This window comes from Arthrobacter psychrolactophilus (genome assembly GCF_003219795.1).
GTDB lineage: Bacteria > Actinomycetota > Actinomycetes > Actinomycetales > Micrococcaceae > Specibacter > Specibacter psychrolactophilus.
On record NZ_QJVC01000002.1, the window covers coordinates 401,408 to 422,760 of the forward strand.

At 63.8% G+C, this 21,353-nt stretch carries 21 protein-coding genes; 13 read left to right on the forward strand and 8 right to left on the reverse strand.

From position 1 onward, the window contains the following. Positions 1–4: 4 nt before the first annotated feature. Both CVS30_RS04175 and CVS30_RS04180 read right to left on the reverse strand, forming a co-directional pair. Positions 5–745, reverse strand: a complete 741-nt coding sequence (locus tag CVS30_RS04175; protein ID WP_110484037.1) for a hypothetical protein — start codon at positions 743–745, stop codon at positions 5–7. 193 nt (positions 746–938) lie between these two features. Beyond that, complete coding sequence (locus CVS30_RS04180; RefSeq protein WP_110484038.1) at positions 939–1,658, reverse strand: helix-turn-helix transcriptional regulator; 720 nt, start codon at positions 1,656–1,658, stop codon at positions 939–941. Positions 1,659–1,788: 130 nt separating this feature from the next. On the opposite strand from CVS30_RS04180, the gene folE reads away from it, so the two are divergent. The 4 genes from folE to CVS30_RS04200 all read left to right on the forward strand — a co-directional run bounded on the left by folE (position 1,789) and on the right by CVS30_RS04200 (position 5,479). Next, entirely contained in the window at positions 1,789–2,391 is a 603-nt protein-coding gene (folE, locus tag CVS30_RS04185) for a GTP cyclohydrolase I (RefSeq protein WP_110484039.1), read from the forward strand. Between the two features lie 84 nt (positions 2,392–2,475). Beyond that, a complete protein-coding gene (locus CVS30_RS04190; protein WP_110484040.1) occupies positions 2,476–3,747 on the forward strand; it encodes an NAD(P)/FAD-dependent oxidoreductase in 1,272 nt (423 codons plus the stop codon). Between the two features lie 8 nt (positions 3,748–3,755). After that, entirely contained in the window at positions 3,756–4,694 is a 939-nt protein-coding gene (folP, locus tag CVS30_RS04195) for a dihydropteroate synthase (protein ID WP_181419679.1), read from the forward strand. Between the two features lie 11 nt (positions 4,695–4,705). Then, positions 4,706–5,479 (forward strand): pyrimidine reductase family protein, encoded by a 774-nt coding sequence (locus CVS30_RS04200; RefSeq protein WP_110484042.1) that lies wholly within the window; start codon positions 4,706–4,708, stop codon positions 5,477–5,479. On the opposite strand, the gene CVS30_RS04205 is transcribed toward CVS30_RS04200, so the two are convergent. Beyond that, positions 5,476–6,432 carry a diacylglycerol kinase family protein gene (locus CVS30_RS04205; RefSeq protein ID WP_110484043.1) on the reverse strand — a complete coding sequence of 319 codons (957 nt, stop codon included), beginning with the start codon at positions 6,430–6,432 and terminating at the stop codon, positions 5,476–5,478. The two genes, CVS30_RS04200 and CVS30_RS04205, sit on opposite strands and share 4 nt — an antisense overlap. A gap of 77 nt (positions 6,433–6,509) precedes the next feature. Here CVS30_RS04205 and CVS30_RS04210 point away from each other — a divergent pair, with 77 nt between their 5' ends. Genes CVS30_RS04210 through CVS30_RS04220 form a run of 3 tightly spaced genes read left to right on the forward strand, consistent with a single transcriptional unit; the run spans position 6,510 to position 8,903 of the window. Beyond that, the gene (locus CVS30_RS04210) at positions 6,510–7,517 is read left to right on the forward strand and encodes a J domain-containing protein (RefSeq protein ID WP_110484044.1); all 1,008 of its coding nucleotides are present in this window, start codon (positions 6,510–6,512) and stop codon (positions 7,515–7,517) included. 50 nt (positions 7,518–7,567) lie between these two features. Next, on the forward strand, positions 7,568–8,041 hold the full coding sequence (locus CVS30_RS04215) for a tRNA (cytidine(34)-2'-O)-methyltransferase (RefSeq protein ID WP_110484045.1): 474 nt from the start codon (positions 7,568–7,570) through the stop codon (positions 8,039–8,041). Positions 8,042–8,099: 58 nt separating this feature from the next. Further along, entirely contained in the window at positions 8,100–8,903 is an 804-nt protein-coding gene (locus CVS30_RS04220; protein ID WP_110484046.1) for a class I SAM-dependent methyltransferase, read from the forward strand. Between the two features lie 155 nt (positions 8,904–9,058). Here CVS30_RS04220 and CVS30_RS04225 read toward each other — a convergent pair whose 3' ends face one another. The 3 genes from CVS30_RS04225 to CVS30_RS04235 all read right to left on the reverse strand — a co-directional run bounded on the left by CVS30_RS04225 (position 9,059) and on the right by CVS30_RS04235 (position 12,032). Beyond that, complete coding sequence (locus tag CVS30_RS04225) at positions 9,059–10,063, reverse strand: type IV toxin-antitoxin system AbiEi family antitoxin domain-containing protein (protein WP_110484047.1); 1,005 nt, start codon at positions 10,061–10,063, stop codon at positions 9,059–9,061. 198 nt (positions 10,064–10,261) lie between these two features. Further along, positions 10,262–11,230, reverse strand: coding sequence for an electron transfer flavoprotein subunit alpha/FixB family protein (locus CVS30_RS04230; protein WP_110484048.1), 969 nt, complete (start codon positions 11,228–11,230; stop codon positions 10,262–10,264). Between the two features lie 10 nt (positions 11,231–11,240). Then, positions 11,241–12,032 (reverse strand): electron transfer flavoprotein subunit beta/FixA family protein, encoded by a 792-nt coding sequence (locus CVS30_RS04235; protein ID WP_110484130.1) that lies wholly within the window; start codon positions 12,030–12,032, stop codon positions 11,241–11,243. 31 nt (positions 12,033–12,063) lie between these two features. Here CVS30_RS04235 and CVS30_RS17755 point away from each other — a divergent pair, with 31 nt between their 5' ends. The 3 genes from CVS30_RS17755 (at position 12,064) to CVS30_RS04245 (ending at position 14,484) form a co-directional block, all read left to right on the forward strand. Beyond that, positions 12,064–12,297 carry a hypothetical protein gene (locus CVS30_RS17755; protein WP_146233337.1) on the forward strand — a complete coding sequence of 78 codons (234 nt, stop codon included), beginning with the start codon at positions 12,064–12,066 and terminating at the stop codon, positions 12,295–12,297. An 85-nt stretch (positions 12,298–12,382) separates the two neighbouring features. Further along, entirely contained in the window at positions 12,383–13,147 is a 765-nt protein-coding gene (locus CVS30_RS04240) for an ABC transporter ATP-binding protein (protein WP_110484049.1), read from the forward strand. Continuing rightward, a complete protein-coding gene (locus CVS30_RS04245) occupies positions 13,144–14,484 on the forward strand; it encodes an ABC transporter permease family protein (RefSeq protein WP_245934423.1) in 1,341 nt (446 codons plus the stop codon). Before CVS30_RS04240 ends, CVS30_RS04245 begins: the two co-directional genes overlap by 4 nt. Before the next feature lie 52 nt (positions 14,485–14,536). On the opposite strand, the gene CVS30_RS04250 is transcribed toward CVS30_RS04245, so the two are convergent. Then, on the reverse strand, positions 14,537–16,189 hold the full coding sequence (locus CVS30_RS04250) for a S1C family serine protease (protein ID WP_245934424.1): 1,653 nt from the start codon (positions 16,187–16,189) through the stop codon (positions 14,537–14,539). A 257-nt stretch (positions 16,190–16,446) separates the two neighbouring features. Between CVS30_RS04250 and CVS30_RS04255 the strand changes: the two genes are divergently transcribed. After that, the gene (locus CVS30_RS04255; protein WP_110484050.1) at positions 16,447–18,480 is read left to right on the forward strand and encodes a TPM domain-containing protein; all 2,034 of its coding nucleotides are present in this window, start codon (positions 16,447–16,449) and stop codon (positions 18,478–18,480) included. Positions 18,481–18,611: 131 nt separating this feature from the next. Then, positions 18,612–19,388 carry a PspA/IM30 family protein gene (locus tag CVS30_RS04260; RefSeq protein ID WP_110484051.1) on the forward strand — a complete coding sequence of 259 codons (777 nt, stop codon included), beginning with the start codon at positions 18,612–18,614 and terminating at the stop codon, positions 19,386–19,388. A 73-nt stretch (positions 19,389–19,461) separates the two neighbouring features. Here the strand turns inward: CVS30_RS04260 and CVS30_RS04265 are convergent, their stop codons facing one another. Beyond that, entirely contained in the window at positions 19,462–20,313 is an 852-nt protein-coding gene (locus tag CVS30_RS04265) for an aldo/keto reductase (RefSeq protein WP_110484052.1), read from the reverse strand. A 162-nt stretch (positions 20,314–20,475) separates the two neighbouring features. Here CVS30_RS04265 and CVS30_RS04270 point away from each other — a divergent pair, with 162 nt between their 5' ends. Next, positions 20,476–21,351, forward strand: a complete 876-nt coding sequence (locus CVS30_RS04270) for a helix-turn-helix transcriptional regulator (RefSeq protein ID WP_110484053.1) — start codon at positions 20,476–20,478, stop codon at positions 21,349–21,351. Positions 21,352–21,353: the final 2 nt, after the last annotated feature.

Below are 21,353 nucleotides of genomic sequence, written 5' to 3' on the forward strand. Positions count from 1 at the left end.
TTCCTTAAACGTTGATCGTGTCCCCTTCCGAGCTCAGATTACTGCTCGGCGTCACTTCTAGAGCCTCCAACCCCGATGAATGCACGACGGCGGCAATCAGTTCCGCTGTTCCGCCCACCAGGGTGGAGTCAAAGTCAATTTCGCTCGCCATGCACCAACTGCGATCCCCAGGCCAGGCCAGGTTGGGGGTTTGCTCACTCCGACCCCATTCCGCGTCAAACCACGGTGGACGCACGAACTCTGCCATGCTTCCGCGAAACACCCAATACTTTCGCAGGCCCTTAGCTACCGTGAGCGTGGTGCCAGCTCCGGTGGGGATGTTATGGCGACCCGGTTCGAAACCGCCCCAGCCATCCCACACGGCCTGGAAGATATCCTGAGATGGCATCGAGTGTCCCGCCAGGATTTCGGCGAGCAGTTCCAATTCCCTTTGCACTATTTCGCCGCTCGGGGCCTGCCCCACGTCACGGCCATCTATTTCCGCGCGGCCATAAAGTTCAGTCCGGGCCAGCCGATGGAACTGAGCCTCCGGATGGAACACAGTGTTTTTTGTGCGGGCGAGATCGGCCCAGCGCAATCCCGGCCCCAGCGCGTTCATTTCGTCGACCGGATGAAAGATCCGAGCGTACGCCTCAAAAGTGTCAGGGATGACACCTGCCACCGCCCCAAAGTAGCCCTTCTTACCGATGTAGCGCTCCAGCGCATCGGCAATCCACTGGCCCTCGGCACCGCTGACAGCATCCATCTCCGCAGCCTAACGCACGGCGACTCCCCGGTCACGAGGATTTCCGGCTCACCCCGTCCGGCATTCTCGCCATAGTTGGGAATTCGCGCCATAGCTGGGAATTCTCGCGATAGGCCGAGCTATAGCGAGAATGCCCAGCTATAGCGTTTCCCGAAGGACCGGCATTTTTCGTGGTTCGGACGGGCGGCGGGGTCTAGATTCGGGGCACCAAACGCGCACAACAATGGGAAATCTCGTGGTCAGCTGCCAGTTCATGCTCAGCATCCCCACATCCCTCTAGTGCACCACCGAGAAGCGCCCCGTTGAGGGCGCACACCACGCCGGCATGCTCGGCCGAGAGCCGATGGAACGGACAATTGGCCATGATGGTGCCGCCTTGGCCATCATCTTGGGGGTCATAGCCCGCGCTGGCCAGGACATCATGGATGGCACCAGCTTGTGCCCCCATGCGACGCCCCTCGGCGTGGGCCACCTGGGATAACGCTGTTTCAATGTTTTCCGCGCCGTCGATCGAGCGCTGCACGGCGGCGGCTAGGAGCCGGGCGGCGAGGTCGTAGTGCCGTGGCGGGAAGGACGCCGTCACTTCCTGCTGCGCAACAGAGTACAGCTTGGTGGGGCGCCCCGACCCCGGGCCAGTCCGCTCCCCAAGCTTGTGAAATTCCACGTGCACGAGCCGCTCCTGCACGAGGCGGTCCAGCTGTGCCCGCACCGTGCTCCGTGGCAACCTCAGGGCATCCGCACAATCATCGCGGCTAAGCCCCCGGTCCGTCTCGGAGCTGCGCAGGAGTTCGAACAATTGCTGGCGCACGGGGTCGTTGAGGCAGGCCACGGCGCTGAGGCGTTGCTCGTCGTCGAGCCCGTCGGGACGCCCGGCCAGTGGTGCGGAGGATGCTGGCGTGACTTCCTGCTTCATGATGTTTGGCCTGCCCCTTCTTCCGCGGCAGTATGAGCCGTGCGGGAATGTCGTGTTTTATTGCGTGCTGCTTGACGCTTTGAATCTGCGCTTCTAAAGTCAATAATACAAGCTTTAGAAAGGTGTGACCATGTCCATCTCCAGTGCACAACTGCCGGAACTCCTCTCCTTCGAGGATCCGCAAACCGAGAATCCGGCCATCGATCTCCCGCGAGCTCAAAATGCCATCGCCGAATTCCTGCGAGCGCTGGGCCGGGATGAAAACGATCCGCATCTGCTCGACACCCCGCGTCGGGTCGCTGCCGCTTATGCCGAGATGCTCACCCCGCGCGAAACTTCCTGGACCACCTTCCCCAACGAAGACGGCTATCAGGGCCTCGTGCTGGTCAAGGACATCCCCTTCCATTCGCTGTGCCAGCACCATCTGCTGCCCTTCCGCGGCGTAGCGCATGTGGGCTATCTGCCGGGCGATCGCCTGTTTGGGCTCTCCAAATTGGCGCGCGGCGTGGAGCTGTTTGCCCGTGATCTACAGGTTCAGGAGCGGCTCACTCAGCAGATCGCCAACTGGCTCGAGGACACGCTGGCACCCCGCGGCGTGGGTGTGGTCATGGAAGCCGAGCACATGTGTATGTCGCTGCGCGGCGTGCAGACCGCCGGCACCATGACCCGCACCTCAGTCTTCACCGGCATCTTGTCCGACGCCGGACCCCTCCGCGAGCAGTTCCCTCACTGACAGCTGGTCCCCACCTCAGTAGCGCCACCCCGACGCCGATTCATCTCAAGAAACATCAGTTTTCCTCAGGAAAGAGTTTCGATCATGAATGAATTATTCAGCGCCTCCCCCGTTCCGTCAGACACCGCTTCATCGCTCCCCGGCATCGTCATCATCGGCGGTGGCCTGACGGCGGCCACCGCTGCCGAGACGTTGCGCAAGGAGGGCTATGCCGGCACCATCACGGTGATCGCCGAGGAAGCAGAAGTTCCCTATCAGCGCCCGCCGCTGTCCAAGGGATTCCTGGCGGGTCAGGAGAACGAGGACGCATTGCTCCCGCTCCCGGCCAGTTGGTACCCGGAGCATCAGGTCACGCTCCTGACTGGTATGGCCGCAACCGAGTTGCACCCGGATGCTCACACCATCACGCTTGCAGATGGCACCTCGCTGCCGTATACCAAGGCGCTGATCGCAACAGGTGCCGCTCCGCGTACCATCCCATTGTCCGGCGTCGACCTTGAAGGGGTCTACACCTTCCGCACCAAGGCCGATAGTGTGGCGCTGAAGGCCGCACTCTCCGGCGGCGGCAAGGAGGTGGTGCTGATCGGCTCGGGCTGGATCGGCATGGAAATTGCGGCGACGGCGAGCGAGCTGGGCAACCACGTCACGCTGTTGGGGCTGGAGGAGGTGCCGTTGTCGGCCGCGATTGGCAGCGAACTTGGCACCGTCTTCATGAACCGGCACAAGGAGGCGGGCGTGAAGTTCTTGTTGCCCGCGAGCGCCACCGAGATCCAGGGCAGGGACGGGCGCGTGAGCCAGGTGCTCACCACAACGGGCGCGGTACTGCCGGCCGACATTGTCATTGTGGCCGTGGGCGTGGTGCCCAATACTGCGCTAGCGCAGCAGGCCGGGCTCACGATCAACAATGGCATCGAAGTCACCTCCGGTCTGGCGAGCTCCTCCCCGGACATCTTTGCCGCAGGAGACGTGGCCAATGCGATGCACCCTGTCACCGGCATGCGCACCCGCTCCGAGCACTGGGCCAACGCCATCGCCTCGGGCAAGGTCGCGGCGCGCTCCATGGTGGGCCGCGACGCCGTGCTGGATGACATCCCGTACTTTTACACCGACCAATTCGACCTCGGCATGGAGTACTCCGGCTACGGCGCCCTCACCAAGGACGCCGAGCTCGTCATTCGCGGCAGCCTGGAACAGCGCGAATTCATCGCCTTCTGGGTCCTGGACGGCCGGGTGGTGGCCGGCATGAACGTCAACGTGTGGGACGTGCAGGACGCCATCAAGGAGCTCATCTCCTCCGGCCGAAAAGTCGACACGCTGACCTTGGCTGACCCGCAAACCCCTCTCGAGGCTATTTGATGGAGACTATGAGCACCTCACCGTTTTATGCGCCTCCCCTGCTGCACCCGGTCCACGACTTTGGCACCCGCACGCTCGATTTCAGCCGCCAAGTGGCGCTCATGGCCATCATCAACCGCACCCCGGATTCCTTTTACGACGGCGGAGCCACCTTTGCGCTGGACGCTGCGGTTGCCGCCTCGCTCACGGCTGTTGAGCACGGCGCCGACTGGGTCGATATCGGCGGTGTGCCCTTCGCCCCCGGTCCCCCGCTCAGCGCCGACGAAGAGGCTGACCGTGTGGTGCCCGTGATTGCCGCCGTCGCGGCCGCCAGCGACGTCATTATCTCCGTGGACACCTTCCTGCCGGAGGTGGCCGCCCGCAGCATCGCCGCCGGCGCGCACGTCATCAACGACACCACGGGGCTGGCCAATCCGGAGTTGGCCTCGGTGGTGGCCGAGAGCGGCTCACACCTGGTCATCACGCACTCACTCGCCAAACCACGCACGGTGTATCCGCGCCCCTACTACGACGACGTCGTCACGGAGGTTGCGGCCTTCCTCGCCGAGAAGGTGGAGCTCGCCATGTCCCTGGGTGTCCCGGCCGAAAAGATCATCATCGATCCCGGACACGACCTCAATAAAAACACGCTGCACACCCTGGAAATCACGCGCCGCTTCAACGAGATTGCCTCGCTCGGCTTCCCGGCACTTGCTGCCGTGTCGAATAAGGACTTCATCGGGGAATCACTCGATCAGGAAAAGCACGAACGCTTGGAGGGTTCCCTCGCCACGGGCGTGATCTGCATTTTAGGAGGAGCTAGGATCCTGCGCATGCACAATGTGGCCTCGGCCAAGTCCGCCATCCGCATGACCGAGACAACGCTAGGGTGGCGCGAGCCTGCCTATCTCAAACACAATATGGGCGATATCAACGCCCCGGCCCACCCTAACCGCACCACGGTCTAAGGGACCCAGCCATGATCGAGCGAATCTTCCCGCACCCTGCGGTGCTCACCGGCGCGGAATTGGAGCATGAACTCCTCGCTGCGCCCGTAGACCGTAGCGCAGCTAACCCGTGGTTGAGCTTTAATTTCATCTCGAGCATCGACGGCGCCGCAACGCTGGACGGGCTCTCCGGGAAGCTCGGCAATCCCTGGGATCTCAGGGTCTTCTCGCTTCTGCGCCAAAGCGCGGATGTCATCCTCGTGGGTGCAGCAACCATTCGGGCCGAGGGTTATGGCGGCGAGCTCCTGAGCGCGGCCGCCCAGCAGTGGCGGCATGAAAACTGGCTGCCATCCCATCCACCCTTGGCCATTGTCTCGGGGTCGCTGAACCTCGCCCCCGAGCTTGAGGTCTTTCGTGACCCGCCCGTACGGCCGCTGCTCCTGACGCTGGAATCCGCCGTGGACCAGGCACCGCGGGAGCGCGTAGCCGCCCTAGCTAAGCTGGCCGAGATCGTCACGGTGGGCGGAGATGTCCTGGACCCGCAACGCCTCCTCGCCGAGCTGGCGGCACGCAACTTCAACCGCATTCACTCCGAGGGCGGCCCCAGCCTGCTGGGCACCTTTGCCGCGGCGGGAGCCGTCGACGAGCTCAACCTCACGCTCTCACCGCTCCTCGTGGGCGGGGCCTCCGGACGAATCTCCCACGGCCATGCTGCCTCAGAGCTGGCCAACTCCATGGAGCTGCGCCGCATCCTCAAGGCCGACTCCATGCTGTTCCTGCGCTACGTCCGCCAGCACAGCAGCTAGGCCCACAACAGCGCAGCGCCCGGATCCACCCTGACCGTTGCCGGCAGCGGCCCGATTCTCTCCCCATCGGCATACGCCACCAGCCCCGGCGCATCAATCACCACCTCGGTGACCTGCTCAATACTGACCTCGGGCCGATTCGTGTGCCGCCCCGAGAACACCTGCGGGTAAATCCTCAAAAACGTGCTCCGCGAGACAGGCGAGACAACAAACAAATCCAGCAGGCCGTCGTCGTACTTGGCATCTGGAGTGATTTTCATACCCCCGCCAATCGAGGTGCCATTGGAGATAGAAATCAGCACGCCGCGCTGATGCCGGGCCCGCCCGTCGACCACCAGGGCATAACTCAGCGGCCGCAGCACCGCGAGCTCGCGCAGGATCGCCAGGTTGTACCGCATGGGTCCGGTGGGCCAGCGCCACATATTGGCCCGCTCATTGACGAGCGCATCGAAGCCGGCCGACAAGGCACCCATGAACCACCGCGGCGGCTCCCCGGCACGCTCGATCCGCCCCAAATCCACGGCGCGCGGCTTTCCCTGGGCACAGGTGAGGAAATGCTCGACGGCGGCACCCGGGTTCAGGAGCTCCAGGCCCAGTCCGCGGGCGGCATCGTTGCCCGTGCCGGCCGGGATGATGCCCAGCGGAACCTTTGTGTGGGCCACGGCATTGACTCCCAGATGGACCATGCCATCCCCACCCACGACCACGAGGGCGTCGGCACCTGCCGAAATCTCGGTGTCGACCGCTTCACTCAAGGAGTGGTAGTCGCGGCGGCGCAAGACGGTGACCGTGTGGCCGGCGGCGCGGAGCCGGGCCACCACCAGCTCGCCCGTGTGGCCGGGCGAGGCAGCACCCTTCCCGCCAAAAGCGGCGCGCGGATTGATCGCCACGGCGATGGACAGGACGGGGGCGGTGTTGGAACCGGCTGTTGCGGAATCTGCGGGCGTTTTCATGGCACCTGAAAGTATGCCAGCGCGGGGCCTTCCTGGGAATTTTCGCGCAAAGTAAACGCTCAGTCGCGCCGGATAGAATGAATTCTTGCACCATTGCCGACGCGCAAACAGCCGCTAGCGAAAGGTCCCTTGTGGGCGAGAAGCACCTCACGCATTATCAAGTCCTGGGACTTGCCCGGACCGCCTCCGAACGCGAGGTGAAGATCGCGTACCGCAAGGCTGCCCGCATTGCTCACCCGGATCGGGGCGGCGACCCCGCTGTCTTCCGGCAGATCACCGAAGCCTACGAGATCCTCTCCGATACTGTGCGCCGTCAGGCGTACGACAGGTCCTATGGCGCCGGCCCCTCCTCTCGCTCGCGGGCCGGAGCGGCACCGAGCACGCCCAGCTATGGTGCCCCGAACGGCTTTTCCGGATTCACGACGCGTCGGGCACCTGAGCAGCGAAGCACCGCCTCGGAACCGGCCATCTATTTCCCGTCCTACGAGGATCTCAACGGCGAGGCGCCCATCATGCCGCGGCGCACGGCTGCTCAGCCTGTCCACGGCGCACCCCGGAAACGTGGCCTGTTCGGTGCCGCGTCCCGTCTGGCGCGTGAGGCTCGGACTGCGCAGCTCATTATGCAGCAAATTTTGCCCGGGATCCCGGCCGCACGCCTCATCAACGGGCTCACGGCCCCTCACGGCAGCGGCTATCTGGACCACGTGCTCGTGTCGGGCTACCGCATTGCCGTGATCGGTTCCATGCTGGTGCCCGACGGCGCCTTCCGGTGGGATGGCAGCGTGCTGGTGCACGGCAGCCGTGTCGCCGCTCCTCCGCAGCTAATCCCGGCGGCCCGGGCGCTGCAGGAGCTCTTCCCGGAATGTAATGTGACGGCCTGGGTCTGCGTGCACAGCCATACAGGCAACCTTTTTGAACCCGTCATTGACTATGCCCGAGGAACCGAACCCGATGGGTCCAACACCGTGAATATGGCCAACGCCGCCCGCTTTGTGCGTGAGGCCAAGCAATTCTTAGCTTCCGGCCCTTCACCCAATGTGGTGGATGTGAGTGTCCTCGATCGCCTCCTGGGTGGTATGTACTAAGTCCTTCGGGACGGTCGGGGTAGGCCAGCGGCTGGCGTAGGATGAATGACGTGTTCCGCATCTTATTTATGACCCCCGAAATCCCCGGTAATACCGGCAACGCCATCCGATTGGCGGCCATCACCGGCGCCGAACTCCACCTCGTGGAGCCTCTGGGCTTTGACTTCTCCGACGCTAAATTGCGCCGGGCTGGCCTGGACTATCACGACCTTGCCGTCGTGACGGTTCACAAAACCCTTGACGACGCGTGGGAGGCCCTCGCCCCGGAACGGGTCTATGCCTTCACCTCGGATGGGGAAAAAAGCTACACCGAAATTGCGTACCAGCCCGGTGACGTGTTGTTCTTTGGCCGCGAATCCACCGGACTCCCTGCCGACATCAAGCAGGATCCGCACGTCACGGCCCGCGTTCGTCTGCCCATGCTGCCGGCCCTGCGCTCCCTGAATCTGGCCAATGCCGCCTCGATCGCCGTCTTCGAGGCCTGGCGCCAAAACGACTTCGCCGGGGCCCAAATCCAGGCTTAACCACCGCTGGCCGTTTCCTTGGCCCGTCCGGCACCTTTTTCATCTACTGGAGGTATGTATGTCCGCTCGCGATCCTGGCCTAGCGTTCACTGACGGAGCGCTGCAATTTGAGGCGTGGTCGGACAAGCTCTGGGATCCCATGGGGCGCGACGTCGTGGCTGCCGCCAAGCTGCTCCCCGGAGAAAAAGTCCTGGACGCATGCTGCGGAACGGGTGCCGCCACTATTCCGGCAGCCCTGGCCGTCGGACCCGAGGGTGCGGTTGACGGCGTCGACCTGTCCACCGGTTTGCTGCGCATCGCCGCCGCCAATGTCTCCGCCCAGGGCATTCTCAACGCCACCCTGACGGAAGCCGACGTCACGCAGTGGCGTGGCCACCGCACCTTCGACGCGGTGTTGTGCTCCTACAGCATGTTCTTCTTCGCGAATATGGAAGCCGGAGTCGAACACCTCACCTCCATGCTGCGCCCCGGAGGCCGCTTCGTGACGAGCACCTGGATCGACGGCGCCTTGGCGCCCTTCGCCGATCGCATTTTCGAGGCCGCCGTCAAGGAACGCCCCCGGCTCGCCGGTGTGACGCCGCTGCCGAATCAAAATATGTCACGCGTGGACACGGTGGAATCCCTGGGCCGCTGGATGAGCGAGCGCGGCCTAGAAAACGTCGCTGTGACAACGCACCCGCTCACGCTGGCCGTTGACGACGCCATGGCGTGGAACCTAGTCATGGGCAGCGGCTGGCGCACCTTGCTCCCCCGTGACCCCGAGGCCATCGCCCGTGTCCGCCGCGACTTCATCAAGTCGGTTGGTCCGCACGTCGAGATGAACTCCGACGCCATGATCGCCACGGGAACCACGCCGCGCTAGGCGCCCTGCGCCCTGCTGTGCCCTGTGCCCAAAAATGCTATAGCTGGGCATTCTCGCTATAGGCCGAGCTATGGCGAGAATGCCCAGCTACCGCGAAAGTTCTCAGCGATGGCATTTCTCGTGGGGTGGTGCCTGCGGCGACGTGCCGGTGCCTGCTACTTCTGACGCAATCCTGCCTGGCGCAGGATGGAAATGAAACGCTGCGTGTCCTTCAGATCCTGCCAGTCCCACCGGGCAAAGCCGGACACCTGAGCCCGGATCTGATTCTCGCGGCGCTTTTCTGCCATGATGCGATCTGCCATCGAGCGCCCCTGGCCCCAGTCGTCGCGCAGGTACTTGCCCTTCCCATCGAACTCCCCCACTGCGCGCTCCTTCTTGAACCAAAAATCCACGAGCGCGGCTCTGCCGTCATCAAGGGAAAATCGTTGTTGCAGCACCGGTGCCGGAAAACCGAGTTCAAACATCTTGACCCGGCTCAGTGATTCACCGGCCGACCCCGACAAGGCAGAGGCGAAATTGATGATCTTCAAGGCCCGTGTCTGTCCGGCCTTGCTCGGCAGCTGCGCGGCGGCTGCACGTAATTCCTCCGGCAACAACGCGGCCCCTTGGGGCTCATCCAGCTCCCACGTTGCGTCCCAGTGGAAGGGATCTGCGTCGGGACGCTCAAAGTGATTCGCTACAACGCTCCGCCGAGGAACCCGCAAGGCCGAATCGCAGACCGTCACTGCCGCGGAAAACGACAGGGTATTGATCAGCTGCATCGTGGTGGTGAGCTTGTCCGTAATGAGGACAGGTCCGCAGCGCTGAACACCTTCCGTTCGGGAGCCAACGTGGCGCACCACCCCGCTCGAGCTGCGTCCACCGCGGGTCACCTCGGTGACAGTGTGGAGCTTTTGAGGTACTCCAACAATCCACAGTCCCCAGAGAAGTGCCGCGGTGGCGTGGCAAAACACCGGTTCACTCTGGGCTAGCCGCACACAGGCCAGAGCCCGCAGGCCGTAGCGCTCCCTACCGGAAAGTTTGCTCCACTCTGCACTCTCAACGTAGATGCCGCGGCGGACCCTGACGAGTTCGCCGCGTTTCTGGGCGGTCACAAGCTTGTGGCGGTCGCGTCCTGTGTCGTTGTACTGCGCCGCACTGATGAGTCGAGGCTTGTTCATGTCTCTCAGTTTTCCACCTCAGGGAGGCTCAAAACAGTGTGAAAGCGGCGGCTGTGGATAACTCCCGCGCGCCGTCAAGCGCCCCACAACGAAAAACGCCATAGTTGGGTAGTCTCGCTATAGGTCGGCCTATAGCGAGACCACCCAACTATGGCGCTTCTACCGAACGGTGGCGACACCGTCCAAGCAAGCGCGGTATTACCCGCGGCGCTTCTTGATCTCTTCCACGGCCTGCGGCAGCACCTTGAAGAGGTCGCCCACGATGCCGAAGTCGGCAATCTCAAAGATGGGTGATTCGGCATCCTTGTTGACCGCCACGATGAGCTTGGAGGTCTGCATGCCGGCCTTCTGCTGGATGGCACCGGAGATCCCCACCGAGATGTACAGCTGCGGGGACACCTTCTTACCGGTCTGGCCAACCTGCGAGGCGTGCGAAATCCAGCCAGCATCCGTGGCGGCGCGGGAGGCACCCACGGCTGCGCCCAGAACGTCGGCCAGTTCCTCGACCGGGGTGAAGTCGCCGTCCACGCCGCGGCCACCGGCCACGATGATGCGTGCATCTTCAAGTTCCGGGCGGCCCGAGGCGGCACGCGGGGTGCGCGTGACAACCCGTGCGGCCAGGCTGGACGGTGCAAAGGCAACGTCCACAAGCTCGACGGCGGGAATTACGGCCGCCGCTGCCGGGGCCGCTTCCACGCTGTGGGCCTTCACGCTGATGACGGCAACGGCCGAGGTGGCCCGCGCCTCCACCGTGTAGGAGCCGGCCAGGACCGACTTGTGTGCCACGAGGGCCTCGCCGTCGTAGCTCACGGACACGGCGTCGGTGATGACACCGGCGTTCAGGGCCACGCCCACACGGGCCGCGATTTCCTTGCCGGCAGCGCTGTTGTCAACCAACACGGCGCTGGCGGCCACGGCTGCGGCGGCCTGCGCCACGAGGTCGGCCTTAGGGGCAACGAGGAACTGGCCCAATTCGGCCTGCTCGGAGTGCAGCACACGGCTCACGCCATAGGCACCCAATTCGTTCAGCAGCTCGGGAGCAACGCCACCGGCCACAACGGCTACGGCTTCCCCGGCACCACGGGCCACGGTCAGCAGCTGTGTCGCCGTGACGGAGAGCTTGCCGGAGGCATCGAGCTGATCAATGTAAACAACAATTGCAGTCATGAAGGGTTCCTCAGATCAGTTTCTGCGCGGCCAGGAAGTCAACGAGCTGGATGCCGGCATCGCCGGAGTCGGTGATGATGGTGCCAGCGGTGCGGGCGGGGCGCTCGGCTGCCGCGGTGACACGAGTCAGGGACCCGGCCAGTCCGACGTCGGACGCTGCTAAGCCCAGATCCGCCAGGGACACGGTGGTCACCTTCTTCTTCTTCGCGGCGAGGATGCCCTTGAAGTTCGGGTAGCGGGGATCGTTGGCCTGATCGGTGACCGAGACGAGGGCAGGCAGGGTGGCCTGAATTTCCTCGGAGAAGTCATCGCCATCGCGGCGAGCGCTCACGGTGGTGCCGTCCAGCTCCAGGGAGGAGGCGAAGGTGATCTGGGCCAGGCCCAGTCGTGCTGCCAGCTGCGCCGGGATGATGGAGGTTTCGCCATCCGTGGAGGCCATGCCGGTGATGACCAGATCCACCGGACCCAGGGTCTTGATGGCTGCCGCCAGCGCCAGAGAGGTGGCCGAGGCGTCGGAGCCTGCGAGCGCGTCGTCTGTGACGTGCAGACCCTGCGTCGCGCCAATCTGCAACGACTTCTTCACGGCGGCCGCGGCGGAGGCCGGGCCCAGCGTCAGTGCCGTGACGACATTGCCGGCTTTGGCGCCACCGCGGGCGTCGGTCAGCGCCAGGGCTGCCTCGAGCGCGTATTCATCGAGTTCGGAGAGGATGCTCTCGCTGCGATCCAGCGTGCGGGCATCACCTGTGAGGTGTCGGTCAAATTGTGCGTCTGGCACATATTTGACCAGTACGACAATGTTCAGTGCTGAGTTTTCCACTGCTGTCCTTTGTGTCATGGACGGATGGTTGGGCGGCGTCCTTCCCCTTGGCGGGGCGGGCGCCGCAGGTTCGCCCTTGGCCTACTTGCACCAGCTTAGTTCGTGGCGGGCCGGAGCCGGAATTTCCATGGCCGATTCTTTACTCCAAGCGAACACGGATGGGGAACTCCCCGGACAGTTATGGCAGTCCTGCCTGCGGGCTGGCGTGGCTGGCGCTGTTGCTGTGGTCATCCGGGAGCCTCGCCGCTAGGGCTCATCCCGCGGGTGGACGCTCGCGCCAGCTTTTCCCCCTGTAGCCCGATGTTTGGCCAGCGCTCAGAGCGCACAGTAGAAGTATGACTTCAACATTTCTGAGTGCACGCTCCCTGTCCAAGCGCTATGGCGCTGGCATCGCCTTGAACAATGTGGATCTCGATATCCACCCCGGGGAGTCCGTGGCCATCATGGGCGCCTCCGGCTCGGGCAAGACCACGCTCCTGCACACCCTGGCAGGCATCACGAGCCCCGATTCCGGTTCCGTGAATTACGAGGGGACGGATGTCACGGGTCTGAATGAAACCCAGCGTTCCAAGCTCCGCCGCGAAGCCTTCGGCTTTGTCTTCCAGTCCGGGCTGTTGATTCCCGAGCTGACGGCCATCGAGAACGTGGCACTGGCCCTCATGCTCAACGGGGTCCCCCGCCGCGATGCCGAGGCGCAGTCCCTGGGTTGGCTCGCCCATCTGGGCCTGGCCGGCATGGAAAATCGCCGCATCGGCGAGCTCTCCGGCGGTCAGGCGCAGCGTGTCGCGATCGCCCGCGCCCAGGTCACCGGCGCCCGCATCGTGTTCGCCGACGAACCCACCGGCGCGCTCGACTCCACCACCTCCGCCGAGGTCATGACCGCGCTCCTGAACGCCACGGCCGGCCGCGGCAACACCCTCGTGCTCGTCACCCATGACCCCACGGTCGCCTCCCGCTGCAGCCGTACCCTTTTTATGCACGACGGCGTCCTCTCCCTTGCGCCGACATCTCGCCCGGCTGCCACGCAGGCCATACCCGGCGCCTCCACGGGAACAACATTCCTGCCGCAGCTGAGCCAGGACGGGGAGGCCCGGGCGTGAAATCCACTCTTTCCATCCTGTGGATGTTGTCCCGGCCAGCGCCGGGGAGCAAGGCGGTCATGGTCCTGCCCGCCGTCGCCTTTGCCTTGGTGACGGCCCTGCTCTTGATTGTTTTAGCCGGAGCCCTGAGCTTCTTCACCAACACCGCGGCGGATGACCCCACCGGAATGGCGGGGATCTATCAAATGCTGGCGGCCTTTGCCGTCTCGCTCATGGTGTTACCGATGATGACTCTGGGTGGATCTGCTGCCCGGCTCTCGGCCCGGCGCCGTGACGAACGCCTTTCCACCCTCCGTCTCCTCGGCGGCACCCCCGCACTGGTGTCCGTGTTGACCATTATCGAGTCAACGCTCGTGGCCGTAGTGGGCATCGCGGCCGGCATCGTGCTGTACGCGGCCGCGTTACCGGCCATCGCCTTGATTCACTTTCAGGGACAGGCGTTGGGACTCGCCACACTGTGGCTCCCTGGTGGGGTGTTGTTCATCGCCGTAGCGGCCCTGATCCTGCTGGCTGCCATCAGCGCAGCCCTGGGATTGCGTCTGGTCATCCTTTCCCCTCTGGGGGTCCGGACCCGGCAAAAGGCGCCCACCGTGCATTGGCTCCGTTTGGCACTGGGTGCGGGAGCCGCCGTCGTCCTGTATTTGGTCATGACCGTCGCGACGGCCAGCGGATCTGCCGCCATCATGATCGTGGTCCTGTGCGCTGCCTTCGCCGGCGGGCTGGCACTGCTGAACCTCATGGGCCCCTTTGTGGTGAAGTGGATAGCCACGCGTAGATTGGCCAGAGCCACGACCCCCGTGCGACTGCTGGCGGCGCGCAGCATTTTGGAATCGCCCAAGGCCGCGTGGCGCCAGGTGAGTTCGCTGTCGATGACCAGCTTCATCGCCGTCGTGGCGGGCACGGGTCTGGCCATCATCGCCTCGGCCGGGGACGCACACAATGCCGAGGATGCGATCCTGTACGGCGATATGCGCACGGGTGTGCTCATTACCGTGATCGTGTCGTTCCTGCTCGTGGCCTCCAGCGCCGGCGTGAATCAGGCGGCCGCGGTGCTGGATCGTCGCGAGTTGTATGTCAGCCTGGATCGCCTCGGCATGCCGCGCCCCATCATGGAGTCTGCCCGCAAGCGCGCCGTCATGTGGCCCGTGCAAATCGTCACGATCGGCTCGGGAGTTCTGGCCGCGGTCTTGTTGTTCCCGCTGACGGGCTTGGCGATCATCTTTGCACCCGTATCCGTACTGGTCATCGCGGGGATCTTGGCCGGCGGCATCGGTTTGGTGTGGCTGGGGTTGGCGGCCTCGGCACCGATCCTCACCGCCGTGCTGCGCGAGGCGTAGGCATAAAAAATCCCCCTCCGGTATGGCGGAGGGGGACTTTTCTACGTCGCTCTTACTTCATGACGTCTAGGGTGACATCTACCTGCTGGGATTTGCCGTTGCGGGTGAAGGTCAGCGGCACCGTGGCGCCACCGGCCTGTTCGCGGACGGCGGCCGTCAGTTCGGAGGGATCGCTGATGACGCGCGATCCGAGCTGGGTGACGATGTCGCCCTTCTTCAGGCCGGCTTTGTCGGCGGCGCTTCCGGAGGTCACAGAGGCGACCGTGGCTCCCGTGGAGAAGCTGCTGCTGGAGTCCGTCGAGCTGGTGGCCCCTACGGAGACGCCGAGCTGGCCGTGGCTTGCCGAACCGTTCTTGATGATTTCCTCGGCGACGCGCTTGGCGTGGTCCATGGGAACGGAGAAGCCTACGCCGATGTTGCCGCTCTGGCTGCTGGCGTTGGAGGAGCTGCCCGTCGAGGCAATGGCCACGTTGACGCCAATGATCTCGCCCTTGGCGTTGACCAAGGCACCGCCGGAGTTACCCGGATTGATGGCCGCATCGGTCTGGATCACGTTGAGGTTCACGGTGCCCTGGGCGACTGGAGTATCCGTGCCTCCACCGGGAGGGGAGAAACGGAAGCCATTGCCGTTGTCATCCGGGGTTTGAGCCGCATCGCTGCTCTCTTCCGGCACGGCCGAGGACGCCACCTGAATGGTGCGGTTGAGTGTGGAGACGATGCCGTCGGTCACGGTGCCGTTCAGGCCCAGAGGTGAACCAATCGCGATCACGGTGTCGCCCACGTTGATCTTGCCCGATTCCCCGAGCGTTGCCGGCACGAGGTCCGGCGCGTCAATCTTCACAATGGCCAGATCGGAGAGCGGGTCGGTTCCCACGATGGTGCCAGCGTAAACCTTGTTGTCGCTGGTCTGCACCTCGATCGTGGCATGCGCGGCCGCACCATCGAGCGTCACGACGTGCGTGTTGGTCAGGATGTGACCCTCGGTGTCCAAGATGATGCCCGAGCCCGTGCCTCCTGAACTGCCGCTGGTTGCCGAGATGGTCACGACGGAGGGCATGGCCTTGGCTGCGGCTGCCGTCACGGCGTTGACGCTGCTGGTGTTGTTGACCACGAGCGGCGCACTCTGCTGACTGGCGCCCGTGACGGAATTGCCGCCCTGCTGGTCCACGAGGAACATGGTGCCGCCCGCGACCAAACCGCCCACGAGAGCCGCTGCCAAAACGCTTCCAGCAAACAAGCCCATGCCGACCTTCTTGCGCTGCTTGGGTTGTGCCGTCACGGCCGGTGCCAAGGTCTGCGGGTAAGCGTTCGACGCCGGGTACCCCGGACCCGCGTGACCCGTCACCGGCTGCGGTGCTCCCGGAGGAGACGGGATGGGTGTGGTGGGATTGGCCGCCGTGGGGGCAGTCTGGCCATAGGCGGGGATCCGCTCGGTGGGGTTCGCGGCTGCGGCCGGCGCGGCGGGCTGGGGCTCGGCGGGCTGCGGCGCCATGGGCTGCGTTGCGGCAACCGGAGCAGCCGGTGCCGGAGGGGTGGCCGGCTGTGTTTCAACTGGCGGAGGCGGAGGGGTGCTCGAACGCCACGACGGGGTGGCCGGTGCCTGCGGAGCAGCAACCTCGGGAACAACCGTGGTCTCAGGCACCTGCGGGGTGCTATTTGTGGGCTGGTTGATTCCGGTGGTGTCGTCGCCGTGGTTCTCGCTCATCAGCTTTCCCTTCATTGAAATCTCATGGTCGTAATTTCTTGATCTGAACTTCATCTTCTCGGCCGTGGCTGATGCCTTGACGTACGTTTGCTGGAAGGCAGCTGTGAAGGTCTCGCAGCTTTCATTATGGCCCTTCCCTGCCAGACTGTGAGGTTATTCGCTGAGCGGAAAATCTTCCGCGCCAATCAAAGGGCGCCATAGTATCGTTTGAGGTACTTAGGCCGGTCTTGACGGTGGCCTCAATTCAAAGGTGAGCGATGTTTGCACGGTTGAAGCGATTTTCCCCCTTGTTAGCAGTGGTGGCGTTCCTAGGTCTCATGCTGGCCCCGGCTGGTCTGGCCCAAGCAGAACCGCCCGTGACGATTCCGGGCGGCAGCTACATTGTGGACAACGCCGATGTCCTAGGAGCCCAGACGTCCGAGGTTCAGAGCGCCATTACAAAGTTGAGCCAAGACCATGGCCTGACCTTCTTTGTGGTGTACGTCGATTCCTTTGACGGAGAGTCCGGAGAGGTCTGGGGCCAGCAGGTCGCCGACCAGAAGCAGCTCGGCACGGGTGATGCCTTGCTCGTGGTGGCCGTCAAGGACAGCAAGTATGCCTTGTTCGCCGATACCAATCTCGTTCCCGAGTCGAAAAACCAATACATCCAAACCAACGTGATCAAGCCCCAGCTATCAGCTGATAATTGGGCTCAGGCGGCCATCGATGGAGCCGCGGCCTTGGGCGATGCAGCCGGCGGCGGTAAGGGTAATGTCCCTGACCCCACGGGCGGTTACGTTGCCCTGGGAGTGGGCGGCGCCGTCGTGGTTGGTGGAGCAGGCACCGCGCTGTACCTACGGAACAAGCGCCGGAAGAACAGCGCCGAAGCCACGGCCAAGGGGTATGGCCAGGATGGCAAGCCGCTCGATCCCAACGCTGGTATGAGTGTTCCCGAGCTGCGTTCCAAGGCCGGCTCGCTGCTTATCGCCGCGGATGACGCCATCAAGAGCAGCGAGCATGAGATTGGTTTCGCGCAAGCTTCCTACGGTGATGCCGCCGTGAAACCGTTCCAGGAAGCACTGGATCAGGCCAAGGCTCACCTCACCGAGTCCTTCAAGTTGCAGCAGCAATTGGATGATGAGATCCCGGACACCATCGAGGAACAACGCAGCTGGTTGGGTGAAATCATTGCCCGGAGCGAGGACGCCAATGCTGCTCTGGACGCTCAGAAGGCTGCCTTTGATGATTTGCGGGAACTCGAACGTACCGCCCCGCAGGTCTTGGCTGGCATCCGGGCAGAAGCTGCCACGGCTCGTACCGCTATCTCCGCTGCGGAAGAACAGTGGGCCACCTTGGCCTCCCAGTATTCAGAGGCCGCTGTGGCTCCCGTTCGTGACAATGTGGCTCAGGCCAAGGAGCGTCTGGACTTCGTCGACACGGCCGCGGCCGACGCCGACGCCAAGCTCGCTGCCGCAGACACGGCGGCGGCAGCGGTGTCGGTTCACGCCGCGCAGGAGAGCTTGTTGCAATCGGGCGTCCTCGTTGAGGCGATCACAAAGACGCGGGCCGCATTGCAGGAAGCCGCAAGCACCTTGCAAACCGCGCTTCCCGAGGCCCTCTCGGATCTGGAACAGGCCAAGTCCATGGTGGCGTCGGCACAATTTGCCCGCTATGCGCCCACCGTGCAGGCCGCTGAGGCTGCCCTGAACGAGGTTCGGATGAACTCCGCCGCGGGCCAGAGCGATCCGGTCGGGCAGCTCGCCGCGGTGCAGCAGGCTCATACACAGCTTGATGAATTGCTGACGGGCATTCGCGATCAGCAGCAACAAGAGCTGCGCGCTCAGGCCTCCCTGCAGCAGGCTTTGGCCGGAGCCCAGGCCACGATTGCCACGGCTAAGGACTTCATCACGGCCCGACGCGGCGGTGTCGGCTCCGAGGCGCGCACTCGCTTGTCCGAGGCCGAGCGTAACTTTGACTACGCCGTTTCCATCTCGCAGTCTGATCCGAGCAACTCGCTCAGTTACGCACAGCAAGCTCAGGCCCTGGCGAATCAAGCCATCCAGTACGCGCAAAACGATGTGGATCGTTTTGGCGGCGGAGGCGGTGGTGGCTATGGCCGCGGCGGCGGTTCCATGGGCGGCGGCATGGGTGGGGCCATCCTCGGTGGAATCATCGGCGGCCTGCTTTCCGGAGGTGGCGGAGGCGGTGGCTTTAGCGGCGGTTTCGGTGGCGGCGGCGGAGGCGGCTTCGGTGGAGGAAGCAGTGGCGGCGGTGGAGGCGGAGGCTTCGGCGGCAGCGGCGGTAACTTCTAACCGGTTTGTTACACGGCCTGGCCACTTGAATGAGGATGCGGGACATGTCCCCTAGACTCGTTGCACGGACAGCCGCAGCTAGACCTTGTAGATTTTGTTAGATCCAAACCAGCACATATAAGGGGAAAAGAATGGCAAAGCAGTCAATTTTCGGCCGGATCGCACAGTTGGCCAAGGCCAACATCAATGCGTTGTTGGATCAGGCCGAGGACCCGCAGAAGATGCTCGACCAGATGGTGCGCGATTACAAGTCCAACATTATCGAGGCCCAGGGCGCGGTAGCCCAGACCATCGGTAACCTGCGCATGCTCGAGGATGACTACAACGAGGACATCAAGGCGGCCCAGGACTGGGGCTCAAAGGCTCTCGCAGCAAGCCGCAAGGCCGATGAATTCCGCACCGCCGGCAATGCCGCCGACGCCCAGAAGTTCGACAACCTGGCCAAGGTGGCTCTCCAGCGACAGATCACCGCTGAAAATGAGGCCCGCGCGGCAGAGCCCAACATCGCTGCCCAGAACGATGTTGTCGACAAGCTCAAGACCGGCCTGACCCAGATGGAAGGCAAGCTCAACGAGCTGGCCAACAAGCGCAATGAGCTCATTGCTCGTTCCAAGACGGCCGCCGCCCAGACGCAGGTCAACGATGCGCTCAAGAGCATTGACATCATGGATCCCACGAGCGAAGTCAGCCGCTTCGAGGAAAAGATCCGCCGCGAAGAGGCGAAGGTCCGTGGCCAGAATGAGCTGGCTGCCTCCAGCCTGGACGCCCAATTCAACTCCCTGGAGGACCTGGGCGAGCAGACCGAGGTTGAGGCTCGTTTGGCAGCCTTGAAGGCTGGCCGCTCACCGGCTCCGGCCGCCATCACGGCCACCGATCATGTTGACGAGACCGAGTTCGACAAGCTCTAGTCGCTGACACGAGTCAGGGGTGGGTCGACGCTTAGCGTCGGCCCACCCCTGACTTATTTAACGGTGGAAGAACTTACATCTGGGTAAAAGCCGCAACGGCCGGGTCCGCGCCGATGCGCTCTCCCGCTTCCAAGGCACTGATGCGCTTCAAGGCATCCTCACTGAGCGTGATGGCGGCCGCCGCCAGATTTTCACTCATGCGGGCCGGGGACACGGTCTTGGGAATGACAATATTTCCCAACCCCAAATGCCAAGCCAACACGATCTGTGCCGGAGTGGCGCCGTATTCGGCGGCCAGCTCGGTGATGACCGGGTGGTCCAGGTCCTTGCCCTGACCCAGCGGGCTGTACGCCTCAACCGCGATGCCGTGGCTGCGGCTCTTGTCCGCGAGCTCACCCTGGTGGAAGCTGGGGTGCGCCTCGATCTGATTTACGGCCGGGACCACGGTGGAGGCTTCCAGGAGCGTGTCGAGGTGATCCGGCAAGAAGTTGGAGACACCGATGGCACGGACGAGGCCCTGCGCATAGAGCGATTCGATTTCCTTCCACGCCTGGGTATAGAGGCCCTGCGACGGGACCGGCCAATGGATCAAATACAGATCAATCCAGTCCAGGCCCAGGGCCTTGCGGCTTGCTTCGAAGGCGGCTCGCGGGCTGCCTTGTTCGCCATTGCGCAGCTTGGTGGTGATAAATAGTTCTTCCCGGGCGATTCCGGATTCGGCGATGGCCGCACCAACGCCAGCCTCGTTGCGGTACGCCGCTGCCGTGTCGATGTGCCGGTATCCTGCGGCCAGTGCCTGGGCAACGGCTACTCGGGTTTCCTCCGGCGGAACCTGGAAGACTCCAAAACCTAGCTGCGGAATGGTCACGCCATTATTCAAGGTCAGCTCCGGAACAACAACTGCCGGTGTGTGTGAATCTGTCATAGTCAGGTAGTCCTTTCGTTAGCTGCGCCACAGCGGGCGCTCCACTCCAGCCTAGGCCGCAAACCCTTGTAAAGGCACTCTTTAGCTGTGTCGAGTGAACCTAGGTTTGGCAGGACCACCCAAACCCTAGGTCATGTCCTCGCACCGGGGCAGAATGTAAGCATGGGTCAAAGCATAGAATTCGGCAGGTTCCTCTCCGCCATGCGCTCCCGATTGCAGCCGGATCCGGAAGCCGTCCTGAGCACTCGGCGGGTCCCCGGACTGCGCCGTGAAGAGGTGGCACGCCTGGCGGGCGTCTCTACCGATTACTACACCCGGCTGGAGCAGGGTCGCAACATTCATCCCTCGCGTTCCGTCCTGAACTCGGTGGCCCGTGCGCTGGAGCTCACCGCCGCCGAAGCGACCCACATGTTCGATCTTCTGGAGAACTGCGGAGGAAAAGTCAGCAACCCGCCCACCACCCAGCGGGTGCGCGCCGCCATGCGCCAGCTGCTGGAAGCGGTGGGCGAGGTGCCCGCCGTCGTACTGGGCCGACGAACCGAGGTGTTGGCCAGCAACCGCATGGCCGGACTGCTCTTTGCTGATTTCCCGGCCATGGCCCGGGAACAACGAAACTACACGCGCTGGATCATGCTGGATCCTGCTGCGCGAGTGTTGTTCCGTGACTGGCACGGCGCGGCGGCCGATGCGGTGGCAACCCTGCGCGCCGATATTGGCAGGCACCCGGGCGATCCGGCGGCCACCGCCCTGGTGGGCGAACTCGCCGTCAATAGCGAGGACTTTCGCCAGTGGTGGGCGCGGCACACGGTGGCCCGCAAATCCTCGGGCACGCTGCATTTGCGCCATGCCGTTGTTGGCGACATAGCGCTTGATTTCGAACATCTGTTGCTTCCGGACGATCCCGATCAAAGCCTGCGCATCTACACGGCCAAGAATGGTTCGCCATCGCACGACGCACTCAAGCTGCTCTCCTCCTGGGCCGGCAGCTCCGCCCCCGATATTCATCCGGTCTCCACCCCATCCGAAGGAAATAAGTGAAC

Coding starts and splice junctions, on each gene's coding strand:
- CVS30_RS04230 (WP_110484048.1), bottom strand. CDS start 11,230: ATGACTGCAATTGTTGTTTACATTGATCAGCTCGATGCCTCCGGCAAG.
- CVS30_RS04225 (WP_110484047.1), bottom strand. CDS start 10,063: ATGAACAAGCCTCGACTCATCAGTGCGGCGCAGTACAACGACACAGGA.
- CVS30_RS04210 (WP_110484044.1), top strand. CDS start 6,510: ATGAATTCTTGCACCATTGCCGACGCGCAAACAGCCGCTAGCGAAAGG.
- CVS30_RS04250 (WP_245934424.1), bottom strand. CDS start 16,189: ATGAGCGAGAACCACGGCGACGACACCACCGGAATCAACCAGCCCACA.
- CVS30_RS04260 (WP_110484051.1), top strand. CDS start 18,612: ATGGCAAAGCAGTCAATTTTCGGCCGGATCGCACAGTTGGCCAAGGCC.
- folE (WP_110484039.1), top strand. CDS start 1,789: ATGTCCATCTCCAGTGCACAACTGCCGGAACTCCTCTCCTTCGAGGAT.
- CVS30_RS04190 (WP_110484040.1), top strand. CDS start 2,476: ATGAATGAATTATTCAGCGCCTCCCCCGTTCCGTCAGACACCGCTTCA.
- CVS30_RS04240 (WP_110484049.1), top strand. CDS start 12,383: ATGACTTCAACATTTCTGAGTGCACGCTCCCTGTCCAAGCGCTATGGC.
- CVS30_RS04265 (WP_110484052.1), bottom strand. CDS start 20,313: ATGACAGATTCACACACACCGGCAGTTGTTGTTCCGGAGCTGACCTTG.
- CVS30_RS04270 (WP_110484053.1), top strand. CDS start 20,476: ATGGGTCAAAGCATAGAATTCGGCAGGTTCCTCTCCGCCATGCGCTCC.
- CVS30_RS04200 (WP_110484042.1), top strand. CDS start 4,706: ATGATCGAGCGAATCTTCCCGCACCCTGCGGTGCTCACCGGCGCGGAA.
- CVS30_RS17755 (WP_146233337.1), top strand. CDS start 12,064: ATGGACGGATGGTTGGGCGGCGTCCTTCCCCTTGGCGGGGCGGGCGCC.
- CVS30_RS04205 (WP_110484043.1), bottom strand. CDS start 6,432: ATGAAAACGCCCGCAGATTCCGCAACAGCCGGTTCCAACACCGCCCCC.
- CVS30_RS04175 (WP_110484037.1), bottom strand. CDS start 745: ATGGATGCTGTCAGCGGTGCCGAGGGCCAGTGGATTGCCGATGCGCTG.
- folP (WP_181419679.1), top strand. CDS start 3,756: ATGAGCACCTCACCGTTTTATGCGCCTCCCCTGCTGCACCCGGTCCAC.
- CVS30_RS04220 (WP_110484046.1), top strand. CDS start 8,100: ATGTCCGCTCGCGATCCTGGCCTAGCGTTCACTGACGGAGCGCTGCAA.
- CVS30_RS04255 (WP_110484050.1), top strand. CDS start 16,447: ATGTTTGCACGGTTGAAGCGATTTTCCCCCTTGTTAGCAGTGGTGGCG.
- CVS30_RS04180 (WP_110484038.1), bottom strand. CDS start 1,658: ATGAAGCAGGAAGTCACGCCAGCATCCTCCGCACCACTGGCCGGGCGT.